The organism is Paenibacillus sp. SEL3 (genome assembly GCF_054602585.1).
Genome location: NZ_CM137725.1, coordinates 3,370,001 through 3,385,916, shown reverse-complemented (window position 1 = coordinate 3,385,916; position 15,916 = coordinate 3,370,001). Strand labels below are relative to the sequence as shown.

Below are 15,916 nucleotides of genomic sequence, written 5' to 3'. Positions count from 1 at the left end.
GGGCTACAGCACTCCCTTCGTTGAAGGCACTCCCGTCACCCGTGGATCAATGGATGTCGCTTCATCCAGTGCACGTCCCAGCGCTTTGAACACCGCCTCAATCATATGGTGGGTATTTTGCCCGTAGTGAACGATGACGTGTAGCGTCATGCGAGCCTCCAACGCAAATTTCCACAGAAATTCATGCACCAGCTCTGTCGAAAAGCTCCCTACCTGCTGTGATGGATACTCCGCACGATACTCAAAATGAGGTCGGTTACTCAGATCAATGACAACCTGTGCGAGCGCCTCATCCATTGGTACAAAGACGCTGGCATAGCGCTTAATTCCTTTTTTATCACCCAATGCTTCCAGCAAGGTCTGTCCCAGACAAATACCAATATCCTCTACGGTATGATGATCGTCGATATCCACATCCCCTCTGGCCTGCACATTCAGATCAAAGTGTCCGTGCTTGGTGAACAAGTCCAGCATGTGATTCAGAAAAGGAACATCCGTTTCAATCTCAGCTTGCCCTGTGCCGTCTACTGCAAAAGATAGCTGAATGTCCGTTTCGTTCGTCTTTCGGCTGACGCTGCCTGTACGTCCTGCTACGTTATTTTCGTTCCCCATCGCCATCCACCGCCTTCTTTTCATTGTCCAATCGAACTTGTATCGCCCGTGCGTGACCTTCCAGTCCTTCATGGCGGGCAAGCTGCATAATCGTCTCTCCATTGCGCAGCAGCGCTTCCTTGCTGTAATAGATCATACTCGACTTCTTGATAAAATCATCAACATCCACTGGCGAGGAAAAACGTGCCGTTCCATTCGTCGGAATAATGTGGTTAGGTCCGGCAAAATAATCGCCTACTGGCTCCGAGCTGTACGCTCCCAGGAAAATAGCTCCCGCGTTTTCGATCAGACCTACATGCTCCATCGGCTGCTCTGTCATAATTTCCAAATGTTCTGGTGCCAGTCGGTTTACAATATGGATGCCCTCTTCCAAAGTGTCGACGACAATGATAGCCCCGTAAGCCTCCACCGATGCAGCAGCAATATCTCTGCGCGGCAGCTCTGCCAATTGGCGCTGTACTTCAGCTGATACTTCTTCGGCCAAGCGTTGCGAGGGCGTAACCAGTATGGCTGAGGCCATCTCGTCATGTTCCGCCTGTGAAAGCAGGTCAGCCGCTATATATGAGGCATTCGCCGTGTCGTCAGCCAACACGACAATTTCACTTGGTCCCGCTATACTGTCGATATCCACCGCGCCGTACACCTCGCGCTTCGCCAGCGCTACATAAATGTTACCGGGACCGCAAATTTTATCGACTGGTTCAATGCTATGTGTTCCATAAGCGAGGGAAGCAATCGCTTGCGCTCCGCCAACCCTATATATTTCCGTTACACCAGCCTCTGCCGCAGCTACCAGTGTATATGGATCTATCCCTGCCTTGCCGCCTGTCGCCGGGGGTGTCACCATGACAATCTCAGGTACACCAGCCACCTGAGCGGGAATGACATTCATCAGCACAGAGGATGGATAGGCCGCTTTACCGCCCGGAACATACACGCCTACACGTTTCAACGGTCGGATAATTTGGCCGAGCAAGCTACCATCCGGCTGTAAATCCATCCACGAATTACGTTTTTGCTTCATGTGAAAAGCACGGATATTATCCGCCGCTTCTCGAATCGCCTGTAAAAAAGAAGGCTCTACCTTGTCATATGCCGCCTTCAATTCTTCCTCCGTCACACGAAGCTGCTCTGCGATCAGCGATACACCATCAAACGATTGCGTATACCGCAGGACAGCCTCATCCCCTTCTTGGCGTACCGACTGAATAATGGTACGCACAGCCTCATTTTGCTCAGGTGTGCCGTAATCCACCTCCCGTTGGAGACTGAAATCACGGGCTGATACAATCTTCATTTGTCCATTCCCCCTTACTTGCAGCTTGCAGAATGCTCCTTTAACCCTTGGCTTATTCCTTTAGTTCATTTACTCCCGGGGTGCCACCGCATTGGGAATCACCTGATGCAATCGATCACACAAAGCCTGAATCGAGCTGTTTTTCATCCGGTAGCTGACCCGATTCGCAATCAGACGACTGGTAATATCCAGTATGCTGATCTGCTCGACCAATCCATTCTCCCGCAAGGTCTGCCCCGTTTCTACCATATCAACAATGCGGTCTGCCAGACCAATTAACGGCGCCAGCTCAATGGAGCCATTCAGCTTAATAACCTCCACCTGTTGGCCTTGCTCCCGAAAATACTGGGAAGCCACATTCGGATACTTTGTAGCGACCCGCTGACGAATACCTGGCTGCCAATCTGGTAAAGCAATCACTGACATCCGACAACGGGCGATCCCCAAATCCAGCAGTTCATACACATCCTTGTTCTCTTCCAGCAAAACATCCTTGCCCACAATGCCGATGTCCGCTGCCCCATATTCCACATACGTAGGAACATCGACGGGCTTCGCCATAATAAATTCCATGCCTAGCTCAGGCAGTGGAATGACCAGCTTGCGCGTCTCGTCCACATCCAGCGGAATGGGAACCCCTGCTCGGCGAAATAGCTCAGAAGCCTGCTTATAAATCCGTCCCTTTGGCATGGCTACTTTCAATGTTTCTGTCATGGCAGTTCCCCCCTTGTACTGGCTCTCTTCCTTCGGCTGTATAGCTGTATACCTCTGCGTACAGCCCCTGCTGCTCACGACGTCGATCTTCCGGTCCGCCCGTGAGTCCTGTCACCACAGTAAGACCTGTTGCGCGTAGCTGTGCGGCTGCGGATAACGCCTCTTGGCGTCCCTGTTCGTCATAACGGATAAGTACAGGAAGCTTCGTCTCCATTTGGATACCATCCACACCATCGACGATCCGGTTTGTCTTCAATGCAAATCCCGTTGCAGGTACGGATCGACCAAACTGCTGAAGCAGATTGTCATAGCGACCCCCGTTGCATACCGGGAACCCAATCTCCGCCGCATAGCCCTCAAAAGTCATTCCTGTATAATATGAAAAATCCCCGATCATGGTAAGGTCGATTAACACATGCTCAGATACGCCGTATGCCTCCAGTACTTCCCACACCTCGCACAAATGTGCAATGGATCGAATCGTCTGCTGCTCCACACTAAGACGGGTAGCCTGGTCACAAATTTCTTTTCCACCGCGCAACCGAAGAATAGCTTCCAGCTTATCCCGATGTTCGGGAGCCAAGCCCAAAGCTTCAATCGCTGTTCGGTAGCCCACTACATCACGACTGAGCAACAGTTCCTTTAGCGCTTGTTGTTCAGCCTGACGGCCTGGAATGATTTCCTCAAATAAGCCGTTCAGAAATCCCACATGTCCCATGGCAATTTTAAAAGAGGCCACTCCTGCCGCCTGTAATGATGCAATAGCCAATGCTACAACTTCTGCATCAGCCTCAGGCGAATCATCACCTACCAGCTCCACACCTGTCTGAAAAAACTCCGCTTCTCTTCCTGCCTCTTCCTCAATCGCCCGAAATACATTTGCGTGGTAGGAAAGTCGGAGTGGTACTTCCTCTTCCTTTAGCAACGAAGATACCACCCGCGCAATGGGAGCGGTCATATCCGATCGCAGCACCAACGTGGTTCCCCGGTTATTGAGTAATTTAAACAGCTTTCGATCGGAAGTAGAACTAGCCACTCCTACCGTATCGTAGTATTCCATCGTAGGCGTCATGATCTGGCGGTAACCCCAGCGCTCCATGCATTCGAGTACATTCAGTTCGATGGCCCGCAGCTTCGACACTGCACGTGGAAGATAATCTCGAACCCCTACAGGGATCTCGAATCCTTTTGGCTTAGACATCTCTATCACCTCATGATTTCACAATATCTTTATCATGGTAAAGTGCTAACAAACTAAAGTATATTCGATATATTATCATGCCCTACTTGTGAACGTCAACCGAACGGAGCAGCCCTTTTTTACAGATTCGCCAAGCCGCTGCCCCTTTCTATATTTTATCCAATGCAAAATACACGAATCCTAAAAAAAAGACTGCCAGCCTTAAGCCAACAGTCCAATCAATCAAAATATTTAGCTATTCATTTGTTCATCTTTACTCCGGGAAGAAAACTTCGGAACCGTGCCCAAACCGATCCATGCAAATGGTACATATCGAAAACACAACGTCACAATCAACCATGAGCCAAACAACGCCAACAACCATCCACCCGCAACAGAGAAGATATATTCTACTGGCGTTCCGTGCAAATCCAGCTTGCGATATACTCTCAATAACGCCGGGTGAAGTAAATAAATGCCGAATGAGCATGAGCCCAGCCAGCTGATTAACACTCTCAGCCTATCGTTAGCATGACGATATAATAAAACCGAGAACTGAAACAGCACCAGCGCTGAGACGAGGGCATATGCATTATGGAGCAGTTCATAGATCAGCGAGTCTGCATAGATGGCTTCGCGATATGCTACAAACCATATTTGTACATATGCTATACCCAGGAGTAGCCAAGCCACCCACAAGCCCCACCAACTGATCAACTGTCCGCGTCTAATTACTGTACCTGACACCGGAAAAAGCCACTTTTTAAACCCTTCATATCCAATCGCTACAGCTGCGCCCAAGGCAAAATAACTGATATACGTAATCGCGAGACTTCCTCTTTCCTCTTGCCAAACATATTTGTTCAGCAATACAAACCCCCATTGAATGACTAACCCTACTGCCAAAATGATACAGGCTACTCTCCGTGGACTCGATATCCAATGACATAAGCGCTGCACTCCCCACAACAACAGTGGGAAGACCAAATAAAATTGGATGATGATGATGACATAATACAAATGCGTGTACGCCTTTCCCGTTAACAGCACGAGCGGAAGATCACTGAGCGGCATCAACCCGCGTGTTACCAAGGTCAAATAATACACAAGAGAAAACAAAACGTACGGTAACACAATAAACATCAGTCTTTTTCGGAAGAATATAAGCATATTCTTACCACGAAGCGGCCTATCGACATAATTGTAAAATAAAACAAACCCGCTCACAAAAATAAATACTGGCACCGCAAAGCTACTAAACATATTTAAAAATAGAAAAGGGTAAAACAATAGAGAATGGCGCGCATCAATTAAAGCCATTGAAGTCGCATGAATGGTAACAACGGCTGCAATTAATATTCCCCGGTAAACATCAAGCTCTGGTATACGTTCTTTTTTGACCAAATCAACACGCTCCCATATCGCTTTGCAAATATGTCTGTTATCAATTTTTAAACATAATTAACATGCATTACCCCACTTATTATACAGAAAAACAACAATAAGGAAGACCCCTTAATATATAAGGGGTCTTCCTTATTGTGCTATTTCCTACTCATCCACACCAGAGCGTCTTAAATCACGCAACGGATTGCCACCCACAAATGCACCTGCGGGCACGTCTCTATGCACGACCGCTCCGGCTGCTACGATAGCTCCGTCACCGATGGTGACACCCGGCAAAATGGTTGCGTTGGCGCCGATCAGCACATGATCACCAATCACCACTTTACCGATACGATACTCTTGTATGAGGTATTCGTGAGCCAGTATCGTTGTGTTATATCCAATGACCGAATTGTTCCCTATCGTAATATGCTCCGGGAAAAAAACATCCACCATCACCATCAGGCCGAAGGCCGCATGTTGCCCCACCTTCATCCCCAGCACTCTGCGGTAAATGACGTTTTTCAGAGAAAGCACAGGACAATACCGGGCAATCTGTATAAAAATAAAGTTCTTAATGCCTTTCCAGCGGCTCACCGTCCGATAAATCTGCCACAACGCATTGGGGCCTTCTACAGGATAGCGGTTCACCCTTCTCACGATACATTGACACCCTGAAGCTCCAGCTTCAGCAAATCCCGCATATCATGCAACATGTAGTCAGGCCCATATCCGCGCAGAGTTTCCTCGCCCTTGAGCGACCAAGCTACACCAGCCGATTTCACACCTGCTGCCTGAGCTGACAAAATATCAAAAGAACTGTCTCCGACCATCAATGTATGCTTTGCTTCAGCATTCAAACCTGTCAAGGCCTTGAGCACTGGTTCAGCGTGTGGCTTTGGATGTTCCACATCGTCTACCGTTACAATATAGTCCATTGAGGAAGTCAGATTGAACAGATTAAGTACACGTATCGTGGATGGTCGTATTTTGGTTGTCACAACCCCCAGCTTAATCCCTCTCGCACGCAACTCCTGAATGACCTCAATGACATATGGAAATGGCTTCACCATTTGGTCATGATGAATCTGATTATAAGCACGGTAGTCCTTAACCAACCTAGATACATCCGTTAATCCCGAAAAAGTACGGAGTTGATCGTCCAGCGTTCCACCCATATGAGGAATAATATGCTCCCGCGTCAGCGGATCAGCATCCGGATGATTCAAAATGTGTAGAAATGTGCTGATGATCAGCTCATTCGTATCCATGATGGTGCCGTCTAAATCAAACAAAATCGTATTTATCATAGATGCTCCTTCTTGTCCTCGTCCGTGTCTTCCTTAGGTAGCTTATCCGCCGTAGCTGTTGGAGGAACCGCGTCCTGTCCTGGACGGGATACCTGCTCTGGCATCACGTCAGGTACCTGATCAATCCCCGCTTTGCTGGAGATAATCGGATCGCTATATCGAGCAACAGATGTACCCTTCCGGCGACGAACCAAAATGAAAATCACCGCAGCTACAACAATAAAGATAGGCAGCAATTGCGAGATCCGTACATTACCGTAACTCGGGTCCAGATGCCCTGGTTCAAACCCTAGCCATACCATAGGAGACCACAAAGCATTCACAAAGGAAGCCAGCCAATCCGGTCCCTGAAAAGCCAAACTGTCCGTCCGTACACGCTCGATGAAGAAACGGCCAATTGAGTACCAAATGAAGTAAAATGCAAACATTTCGCCTGCACGCACAAATTTCATACGACGAATGACGAGCAGCAAAATCACACCTACAATACTCCACAGTGATTCATATAAAAATGTAGGGTGATGGAACACCCCGTTAACGTTCATCTGATTCACAATGAAATCCGGCAGATGGAGCTGATTTCGCAAGAATGTCTCTTCCGTCGGTCCACCGTAGGCTTCCTGATTGACAAAATTACCCCAGCGTCCAATCGCTTGACCGATCAGTAGGCCTGGTGCACAAATATCAGCGATACGCCAGAAGTTATACCCTTTATACCGGAAATAAATGACCGCACATATAATGGCCCCGATCAAGGCACCGTATATCGCAATACCGCCATTCCAAATTTTAAAAACATCCCATAGATTATCTCGGTAGTCTTCCCATTTGAAGGCTACATAATAAATACGCGCTCCAATAATAGCTGAGGGAACACCCAGAAGCAGCATATCCATAAAAAAGTCCTGCGGAATACCGAATCTTTTTCCTTCACGGATGGCAAGATATAAACCCACAAGCGCCGCCAGCCCCAAAATAAGCCCATACCAGTGGACCTTGATTGCCCCGATTGAAAAAGCGATCGGATTCAGCAGTAATGTTGCCGTTGACATATGTTTCTCTCACTCCTCGTTCTTCCTTGCAAACGAACAAACCTTAATCCATCTCTTCCATATCTTCAGAAATTGTAGCAGTCAGCTTGTTTGTAAATTGCAGGGCTGCATTAACACCCATTTGTTTCAAACGATAGTTCATCGCCGCCACCTCGATAATAACAGCCAAGTTTCGGCCCGGACGAACTGGAATCGTAACCAGTGGAACATCTGTATCAATAATGCGTGTCGTTTCCTCATCAAGACCAAGACGGTCATACTGCTTGTCCTGCTGCCATGCCTCCAGACGAACAACCAATGTAATCCGTTTGTTATTACGAACTGCACCGGCCCCAAACAGCGTCATCACATTAATAATGCCCACGCCACGAATTTCCAACAGGTGACGGATCAGCTCAGGTGCTGTACCATGCAGCTGAAAATCGGACGTTTGCCGAATTTCTACCGCGTCATCTGCTACCAAGCGATGTCCACGTTTAACCAGTTCCAGTGCCGTTTCACTTTTACCAATTCCACTACTTCCTGTGATAAGCATTCCCACGCCATACACGTCACACAGTACACCATGAATAGTTGCTGTAGGAGCCAGCTTTCTTTCGAGAAAGCCTGTGATGCGGCTTGATAAAATCGTCGTCGCCATATTAGTGCGCAGTACAGGAATATCTCGCTCTGCGCTCGCCTCCACTAACTCAGCCGGTACCTCTAGACCACGTGTGACGATAATGCATGGAGTCAGCTCTGTACACAGACGCTCCATCCGATCCCGGCGTTCCTCAGGAGGAAGCATTCCCAGAAAAGCCAACTCAGACCTTCCCAGAAGCTGTACCCGCTCTTGTGTATGATATTCAAAATACCCGGCCATCTCCAGACCTGGGCGATTTAAATCGTCCACTGTGATCAGTCTTCGCAGACCTTTTTCACCGGAAATAACTTCCATTTGAAACTGCTGTACAAGCTCGGATACCTTTACCTGTTTAGCCATTTTATTCTCCCCTTCATCTGCAAAACCAGATTCTATACGTCACTTGATTTATGTAGCTTTACCCTATTAACCATACAACCCAACGCCAGTCTATCCTGCGCCAATGCACACTCCACTTGATTTAACATATGGTTCCAGGCTAGCTCCATTCCGCCAGCTGGGTTGATCCCATCTAGGACTCCTGCCAACGAACCTACATCTAGACCTGTCCATTGTACCCATCGTATCGGAATTTTCCAATGAATGCAATGCCGAAGCTAGTAGCCGTATGCGATATATAAAAAGAGTCGCAGTTCTCCGCTCGGGGAAAACTGCGACTCTCTTCCAGAGGCAAATTTTATTCGCCAACCAGAACACTCAATTCCGATTCCTTATCAAAAATATGAACCTTGTTCATATCAACAGCCAACTTCGCTTTGACACCATCACGAGTATTGGAGCGTCCGTCTACACGGGCAATAATCGTATCATTTCCAGCACCGCTCAGGTACAACAGCATTTCATGACCGAGGTTTTCCGTTACATCCACAGTGGATGTAAAGATCGTATTCGGAGAAGCCTCCAAGAATACAGGCTCTTCATGAATATCCTCAGGACGGATACCCAAGATCACTTCTTTCCCGATATAGCCCTTCGCTTTTAAAATCTGTCCTTTACCTTCTGGTACAAACAGATCCAGACCCGGCGCAGCAAAATGCAATGCACCTTCTTTTTCAACCAGCTTACCTGTGATAAAGTTCATCGTAGGAGAGCCGATAAAACCAGCTACGAACAGATTCACTGGACGGTTGTACAGTTCATCTGGGGATGCAGCTTGTTGGATAATACCATCCTTCATAACTACAATCCGGTCACCCATCGTCATGGCTTCGACCTGGTCATGGGTTACGTAGATAACAGTCGTTTCCAGACGCTTAGCCAGCTTCGTGATTTCCGCACGCATCTGACCACGCAGCTTGGCATCCAAGTTGGACAGTGGCTCATCCATCAAGAACACTTGCGGGTCACGCACAATCGCACGTCCCAAGGCAACACGCTGGCGTTGACCACCTGATAACGCTTTCGGCTTGCGGTCCAGCAGATGCTCAATATCAAGGATTTTAGCCGCTTCACGTACACGTTTGTCAATTTCTTCTTTCTTCACCTTACGGAGTTTCAGACCAAAAGCCATGTTTTGATATACATTCATATGCGGATACAAGGCATAGGATTGGAATACCATCGCGATATCGCGGTCCTTTGGAGCCACGTCGTTCACAACACGATCTCCAATGTACAATTTACCGTCTGAAATTTCCTCTAGACCAGCGATCATACGGAGCGTAGTAGATTTACCACAACCGGAAGGACCAACCAACACGAGAAACTCTTTATCTTGAATGTCCAAATTGACATCAACAACCGTAGCTTTATCTGCACCCGGATATTTTTTGAAAATATGCTCTAAACGTACACCAGCCATAGCTTTTGCCTCCCTAAGATCAAGTTATGAAATCGAATACATTTCTTACTTGTATCTTATCCTAGTCCCCGTAGCATGGCTATTCGCAAACTGCACAAAAATGCTATTTCCTTTTTGTCACTTTGTACAATAGAAGATAGAGCTTGACTAAAACCGCATCATTAAACGTCCGCACGTCCAATCCAGTCTCCTGTTTGATCTTGTCCAAACGGTAAATCAACGTATTTCGATGCACATATAGACGCTTAGCTGTCTCACTCACATTACAATCCAGTTGAAAAAAGATGTCTAATGTGGCCATCGTTTCTGAGTCTTCCAGTATGACAGATGACTTCATTACCTGCTCTAAAAATAATACGCGTTGTTCCTTGGAAATGCGGTTTAACAGCCTTTCCAAATGAAGCTCCCATGAAAAGTGGATGTGCTCTGTTACATGAAAAATCTTGCCCAAATGTATGGTCTCCCATAACAAATTCAGCTCTTGGGGAAGACTTTGCAAAGGGATTGAAGGCTTAGAAACCGCCAAATGGAATACACCCACCCACTCATTCGCAATAAGCTCATATAGACCCAAGCTAAAAGCCGTGAGAACCTCCTCCAACGATTCCGTAAAATCTGCATCCCTGGACTCAGTGTCTTTATCCCGTTCATCGTCCGCTCCTAATAAAAGCTCCTTTTTAGCCATAATCAGCCAAGACTGTTTGTCCAATGGAGTAAGCAGCACATCCCCTCCAAAATAGCTCGCGAACAATCGATGGAGCTGGGTATAAGTAATAGCCCCCTCCTGTGTTCCCTCGCCATTCAGTAAAATCGGAACCATACACGCTGATAGCGAATCACGAAGCTGCAATTCATCTGGAACCTCTTCTTCCTTGTTTAGATTGGCAGCCTGCTGTATAAGCCATTGTCCATAACGATTCATGCGCTCTTCCTCGCTATAAACCGGGTTATCCGACAATTGTGGACCGTTCTGCCAGACCTGCTCCATGTTCCCCAATAGCGCTTCTACCAGTTTCCGTTCTCGATCCGTCAAATATCTGGCCTCTACCACAAATGCAGCCAGTTCACCTGCCGACGCACGAAATGGAAAATATAACTTGTTGTCACGGACAAACGATCTATCCGGAATAACTGAATCGGCTGTCTCTCCCTCTGCCATCATTTCCGGGCACCAAGGCACTATGGTAAAAGGCGCTTGAATAATATTCTGAAGCTGTTGCTGAATCCATTCTGTATCCAGAGTCACGCGATCACCACTTCACTTTTTTTTAGAATATAGAATAAGCACTAAGCGAACATAATGAACTCATTATAACCTGTCGATACCGTAAAATAAAAAAGCTATATAAAAACATAACTTAAAACAATACAAAAAAAGCCATCAACCTATAGTTGATGACTTCTGATGAGCCATGAAGGACTCGAACCTTCGACACCCTGATTAAAAGTCAGGTGCTCTACCAACTGAGCTAATGGCTCGTAAAACTGGTGGAGGATGATGGATTCGAACCACCGAACCCGTAAGGGAGCAGATTTACAGTCTGATGCGTTTGGCCACTTCGCTAATCCTCCATATAAAGGTGGCTCGGGACGGAATCGAACCGCCGACACGAGGATTTTCAGTCCTCTGCTCTACCGACTGAGCTACCGAGCCATATCCATTAACAAAAAAATAAAGTGCGGAGGGATACCCCTTCCCACTTTAGTACGGTAAAACTATTGAATTGAAAAATGGCGGAACTGACGGGATTCGAACCCGCGATCTCCTGCGTGACAGGCAGGCATGTTAGGCCTCTACACCACAGTTCCCTGGATTTTTCAAAATTCAAAAATGGTGCCGGCGAGAGGACTTGAACCCCCAACCTACTGATTACAAGTCAGTTGCTCTACCAGTTGAGCTACACCGGCACAATGGTGGAGGCTGAGGGGATCGAACCCCCGACCCTCTGCTTGTAAGGCAGATGCTCTCCCAGCTGAGCTAAGCCTCCTGGGTATGTATGGTAGCGGCGGAGGGGATCGAACCCCCGACCTCACGGGTATGAACCGTACGCTCTAGCCAGCTGAGCTACACCGCCATAACATAATATTTCGCTAGCTTGTCCTAAATGGCGGAGAGAGAGGGATTCGAACCCTCGCACCACTTTCGCAGTCTAACCCCTTAGCAGAGGGTCCCCTTATAGCCACTTGGGTATCTCTCCATATAAATGGACTCACTTAGCAAAACTCCGCAAGTTATTCTGTATCTCAACAAAGTGATTTGGAATATCAAGCGCAATTTCAAGGTTACACCCTGAAAACTGGATCCGAAACTCATTTGCGTTTTATCTTAGGATAAGCCCTCGACCGATTAGTATTGGTCAGCTCCATGCATTACTGCACTTCCACCCCCAACCTATCTACCTCGTCGTCTTCAAGGGGTCTTACTAATTGGGAAATCTCATCTTGAGGGGGGCTTCACGCTTAGATGCTTTCAGCGCTTATCCCTTCCGTACATAGCTACCCAGCGGTGCTCCTGGCGGAACAACTGGTACACCAGCGGTACGTCCATCCCGGTCCTCTCGTACTAAGGACAGCTCCTCTCAAATTTCCTACGCCCACGACAGATAGGGACCGAACTGTCTCACGACGTTCTGAACCCAGCTCGCGTACCGCTTTAATGGGCGAACAGCCCAACCCTTGGGACCTACTTCAGCCCCAGGATGCGATGAGCCGACATCGAGGTGCCAAACCTCCCCGTCGATGTGGACTCTTGGGGGAGATAAGCCTGTTATCCCCAGGGTAGCTTTTATCCGTTGAGCGATGGCCCTTCCATGCGGTACCACCGGATCACTAAGCCCGACTTTCGTCCCTGCTCGACTTGTAGGTCTCGCAGTCAAGCTCCCTTCTGCCTTTGCACTCTTCGAATGATTTCCAACCATTCTGAGGGAACCTTGGGGCGCCTCCGTTACTCTTTAGGAGGCGACCGCCCCAGTCAAACTGCCCACCTGACACTGTCCTCGCACCGGTTCACGGTACCAAGTTAGAACCTAGATACGATCAGGGTGGTATCCCAAGGATGCCTCCCTTCAAGCTGGCGCTCAAAGTTCTACGGCTCCCACCTATCCTGTACAGATCGTACCCAAATTCAATATCAAGCTGCAGTAAAGCTCCATGGGGTCTTTCCGTCTTGTCGCGGGTAACCTGCATCTTCACAGGTATTAAAATTTCACCGGATCTCTCGTTGAGACAGCGCCCAAGTCGTTACGCCATTCGTGCGGGTCAGAATTTACCTGACAAGGAATTTCGCTACCTTAGGACCGTTATAGTTACGGCCGCCGTTTACTGGGGCTTCGGTTCATAGCTTCGCCCCGAAGGGCTTACCACTCCCCTTAACCTTCCAGCACCGGGCAGGCGTCAGCCCGTATACTTCGCCTTGCGGCTTCGCACAGACCTGTGTTTTTGCTAAACAGTCGCTTGGGCCTTTTCACTGCGGCCCCCTCGGGCTATTCACCCTACCGAGGCACCCCTTCTCCCGAAGTTACGGGGTCATTTTGCCGAGTTCCTTAACGAGAGTTCTTCCGCGCGCCTTAGAATTCTCTTCTCGCCTACCTGTGTCGGTTTGCGGTACGGGCACCTTCTCCTGGCTAGAGGCTTTTCTTGGCAGTCTGAGATCATGACCTTCGCTACTACAATTTTCGCTCCCCATCACAGTCCAGCCTTACGATGTGCGGATTTGCCTACACACCAGCCTCACTGCTTAGACGGACATCCATCAGTCCGCGTCACTACCCTACTGCGTCACCCCATCGCTCATAGCGGATTACGGTGGTACAGGAATTTCGACCTGTTGTCCTTCGACTACGCCTATCGGCCTCGCCTTAGGTCCCGACTTACCCTGAGCGGACGAACCTTCCTCAGGAACCCTTAGGCTTTCGGCGGATCTGATTCTCACAGATCTTTTCGTTACTCATACCGGCATTCTCACTTGAATGCAGTCCAGCGCTCCTTACGGTACACCTTCAACCCGCATTCAACGCTCCCCTACCCCTGATGCAATGCATCAAGCCATAGCTTCGGTGGTGTGTTTAGCCCCGTTACATTTTCGGCGCAGAGTCACTCGACCAGTGAGCTATTACGCACTCTTTCAATGGTGGCTGCTTCTAAGCCAACATCCTGGTTGTCTGTGCAACTCCACATCCTTTCCCACTTAACACACACTTGGGGACCTTAGCTGATGGTCTGGGCTGTTTCCCTTTCGACAATGGATCTTAGCACTCACTGTCTGACTCCCGGAACTAAATCTATGGCATTCGGAGTTTGACTGAGCTTGGTAACCCTTGCGGGCCCCGCACCCAATCAGTGCTCTACCTCCACGATTCTTTTTCCGAGGCTAGCCCTAAAGCTATTTCGGGGAGAACCAGCTATCTCCGGGTTCGATTGGAATTTCTCCGCTACCCCCACCTCATCCCCGCATTTTTCAACATGCGTGGGTTCGGGCCTCCAGTGCGTGTTACCGCACCTTCACCCTGGACAGGGGTAGATCACCCGGTTTCGGGTCTACGTCCACGTACTAAAGATCGCCCTATTCAGACTCGCTTTCGCTACGGCTTCAGCTCTTCACCTTAACCTTGCACGGGAACGTAACTCGCCGGTTCATTCTACAAAAGGCACGCCATCACCCATAGATCGGGCTCTGACTTCTTGTAAGCACACGGTTTCAGGATCTATTTCACTCCCCTTCCGGGGTGCTTTTCACCTTTCCCTCACGGTACTGCTTCACTATCGGTCGCCAGGGAGTATTTAGCCTTGGCAGATGGTCCTGCCGGATTCATACGGGGTTTCACGTGCCCCGCACTACTCGGGATCCGTCTCGGAGGGAACAAGTTTTGAACTACAGGGCTTTTACCTTCTCTGGCGGGCCTTTCCAGACCTCTTCATCTAACCGGTTCCTTTGTAACTCCATGTGAGACGTCCCACAACCCCAAGGAGCAAGCTCCTTGGTTTGGGCTAATCCGCGTTCGCTCGCCGCTACTGACGGAATCACTATTGTTTTCTCTTCCTCAGGGTACTTAGATGTTTCAGTTCCCCTGGTCTGCCTCTATTCTGCCTATGTATTCAGCAGAAAGTGACTGTCGATGAAGACAGCCGGGTTTCCCCATTCGGACATCCCCGGATCAAAGCTTGCTTACAGCTCCCCGAGGCTTTATCGTTGTTCGCCACGTCCTTCGTCGGCTCCTGGCGCCTAGGCATCCTCCGTGTGCTCTTTGTAGCTTAACCTAGACTTTTCTTTCAAAGAAAGAAAATGTCGATGTTCGATAAAGAATGATTTTTGCCAAAGGCAAAAAATCTTTCCTTACCTGCTACCTTTATTTCACTTGTTTACACAAGATCAGCTTAAAGGAATATTCTAAAACGCAAATTCGTTTCGGTATCCAGTTTTCAAGGTGCAATACAGTTTCGTTGAAACTGTAGCCTGTGTGAATATCGATCTAACTCAACTGAGTAGATGGTATTCATGCAGTTTTTTTTTGGTGGAGCCAAGCGGGATCGAACCGCTGACCTCCTGCTTGCAAGGCAGGCGCTCTCCCAGCTGAGCTATGGCCCCAAAAGGAAATATAAAGTTATATGGTGGGCCCTAGTGGACTCGAACCACCGACCTCACCCTTATCAGGGGTGCGCTCTAACCAGCTGAGCTAAGGGCCCATAATAAACCACCAAAGAAGTTCTTCTTTAGTGGTTGCGCTTGGCGACGTCCTACTCTCCCAGGACCCTGCGGTCCAAGTACCATCGGCGCTGGAGGGCTTAACGGTCGTGTTCGGGATGGGTACGTGTGGAACCCCTCCGCTATCGCCACCAAACGTTCGAGAGTTTGAACTCTCAAAACTGAGCAACGAGTGAGTAATTTAAGGATATTCATTTCATTCACACGAACGTGATGAACC

At 48.5% G+C, this 15,916-nt stretch carries 11 protein-coding genes, 10 tRNA genes and 2 rRNA genes; all 23 read right to left on the bottom strand.

Features of this window, described 5'->3' with window-relative positions; translation table 11 throughout:
• Window positions 1–3: 3 nt before the first annotated feature.
• Window positions 4–612 carry an imidazoleglycerol-phosphate dehydratase HisB gene (hisB, locus tag ACYCS5_RS15635; RefSeq protein WP_029519009.1) on the bottom strand — a complete coding sequence of 203 codons (609 nt, stop codon included), beginning with the start codon at window positions 610–612 and terminating at the stop codon, window positions 4–6.
• Window positions 596–1,909, bottom strand: a complete 1,314-nt coding sequence (gene hisD, locus ACYCS5_RS15630; protein WP_459759742.1) for a histidinol dehydrogenase — start codon at window positions 1,907–1,909, stop codon at window positions 596–598. The genes hisB and hisD overlap by 17 nt, the downstream gene beginning before the upstream one ends.
• A 69-nt stretch (window positions 1,910–1,978) precedes the next feature.
• A complete protein-coding gene (hisG, locus tag ACYCS5_RS15625; RefSeq protein WP_061830205.1) occupies window positions 1,979–2,623 on the bottom strand; it encodes an ATP phosphoribosyltransferase in 645 nt (214 codons plus the stop codon).
• Window positions 2,577–3,824: an ATP phosphoribosyltransferase regulatory subunit gene (locus ACYCS5_RS15620; RefSeq protein ID WP_459759741.1), complete on the bottom strand. Its 1,248-nt coding sequence runs from the start codon at window positions 3,822–3,824 to the stop codon at window positions 2,577–2,579. Before ACYCS5_RS15620 ends, hisG begins: the two co-directional genes overlap by 47 nt.
• A 231-nt stretch (window positions 3,825–4,055) precedes the next feature.
• The gene (locus ACYCS5_RS15615) at window positions 4,056–5,207 is read right to left on the bottom strand and encodes an acyltransferase (protein ID WP_459759740.1); all 1,152 of its coding nucleotides are present in this window, start codon (window positions 5,205–5,207) and stop codon (window positions 4,056–4,058) included.
• A gap of 147 nt (window positions 5,208–5,354) precedes the next feature.
• Entirely contained in the window at window positions 5,355–5,849 is a 495-nt protein-coding gene (locus tag ACYCS5_RS15610) for an acyltransferase (RefSeq protein ID WP_318628127.1), read from the bottom strand.
• Window positions 5,846–6,499, bottom strand: a complete 654-nt coding sequence (ppaX, locus tag ACYCS5_RS15605; protein ID WP_029519017.1) for a pyrophosphatase PpaX — start codon at window positions 6,497–6,499, stop codon at window positions 5,846–5,848. The genes ACYCS5_RS15610 and ppaX overlap by 4 nt, the downstream gene beginning before the upstream one ends.
• Window positions 6,496–7,551 (bottom strand): prolipoprotein diacylglyceryl transferase, encoded by a 1,056-nt coding sequence (lgt, locus tag ACYCS5_RS15600; protein ID WP_318628126.1) that lies wholly within the window; start codon window positions 7,549–7,551, stop codon window positions 6,496–6,498. Before lgt ends, ppaX begins: the two co-directional genes overlap by 4 nt.
• A gap of 43 nt (window positions 7,552–7,594) precedes the next feature.
• Complete coding sequence (gene hprK / locus ACYCS5_RS15595) at window positions 7,595–8,533, bottom strand: HPr(Ser) kinase/phosphatase (protein ID WP_029519020.1); 939 nt, start codon at window positions 8,531–8,533, stop codon at window positions 7,595–7,597.
• A 337-nt stretch (window positions 8,534–8,870) separates the two neighbouring features.
• Window positions 8,871–9,995 (bottom strand): ABC transporter ATP-binding protein, encoded by a 1,125-nt coding sequence (locus ACYCS5_RS15590; RefSeq protein WP_029519022.1) that lies wholly within the window; start codon window positions 9,993–9,995, stop codon window positions 8,871–8,873.
• Window positions 9,996–10,098: 103 nt separating this feature from the next.
• The gene (locus ACYCS5_RS15585) at window positions 10,099–11,241 is read right to left on the bottom strand and encodes a PucR family transcriptional regulator (protein ID WP_165149384.1); all 1,143 of its coding nucleotides are present in this window, start codon (window positions 11,239–11,241) and stop codon (window positions 10,099–10,101) included.
• A gap of 160 nt (window positions 11,242–11,401) precedes the next feature.
• Window positions 11,402–11,474 (bottom strand) — tRNA-Lys (locus ACYCS5_RS15580).
• A 7-nt stretch (window positions 11,475–11,481) separates the two neighbouring features.
• Window positions 11,482–11,567, bottom strand: a tRNA-Tyr gene (locus ACYCS5_RS15575).
• Window positions 11,568–11,576: 9 nt separating this feature from the next.
• A tRNA-Phe gene (locus ACYCS5_RS15570) sits at window positions 11,577–11,649 on the bottom strand.
• Window positions 11,650–11,727: 78 nt separating this feature from the next.
• A tRNA-Asp gene (locus ACYCS5_RS15565) sits at window positions 11,728–11,804 on the bottom strand.
• A 23-nt stretch (window positions 11,805–11,827) separates the two neighbouring features.
• A tRNA-Thr gene (locus ACYCS5_RS15560) sits at window positions 11,828–11,903 on the bottom strand.
• Window positions 11,904–11,907: 4 nt separating this feature from the next.
• Window positions 11,908–11,983: transfer RNA gene (locus ACYCS5_RS15555), tRNA-Val, on the bottom strand.
• A gap of 10 nt (window positions 11,984–11,993) precedes the next feature.
• A tRNA-Met gene (locus tag ACYCS5_RS15550) sits at window positions 11,994–12,070 on the bottom strand.
• Window positions 12,071–12,101: 31 nt separating this feature from the next.
• Window positions 12,102–12,193, bottom strand: a tRNA-Ser gene (locus ACYCS5_RS15545).
• Window positions 12,194–12,322: 129 nt separating this feature from the next.
• Window positions 12,323–15,251 (bottom strand): 23S ribosomal RNA (locus ACYCS5_RS15540).
• A 252-nt stretch (window positions 15,252–15,503) separates the two neighbouring features.
• A tRNA-Ala gene (locus ACYCS5_RS15535) sits at window positions 15,504–15,579 on the bottom strand.
• A 21-nt stretch (window positions 15,580–15,600) separates the two neighbouring features.
• A tRNA-Ile gene (locus ACYCS5_RS15530) sits at window positions 15,601–15,677 on the bottom strand.
• 38 nt (window positions 15,678–15,715) lie between these two features.
• Window positions 15,716–15,832: ribosomal RNA gene (rrf, locus tag ACYCS5_RS15525) — 5S ribosomal RNA — on the bottom strand.
• Window positions 15,833–15,916: the final 84 nt, after the last annotated feature.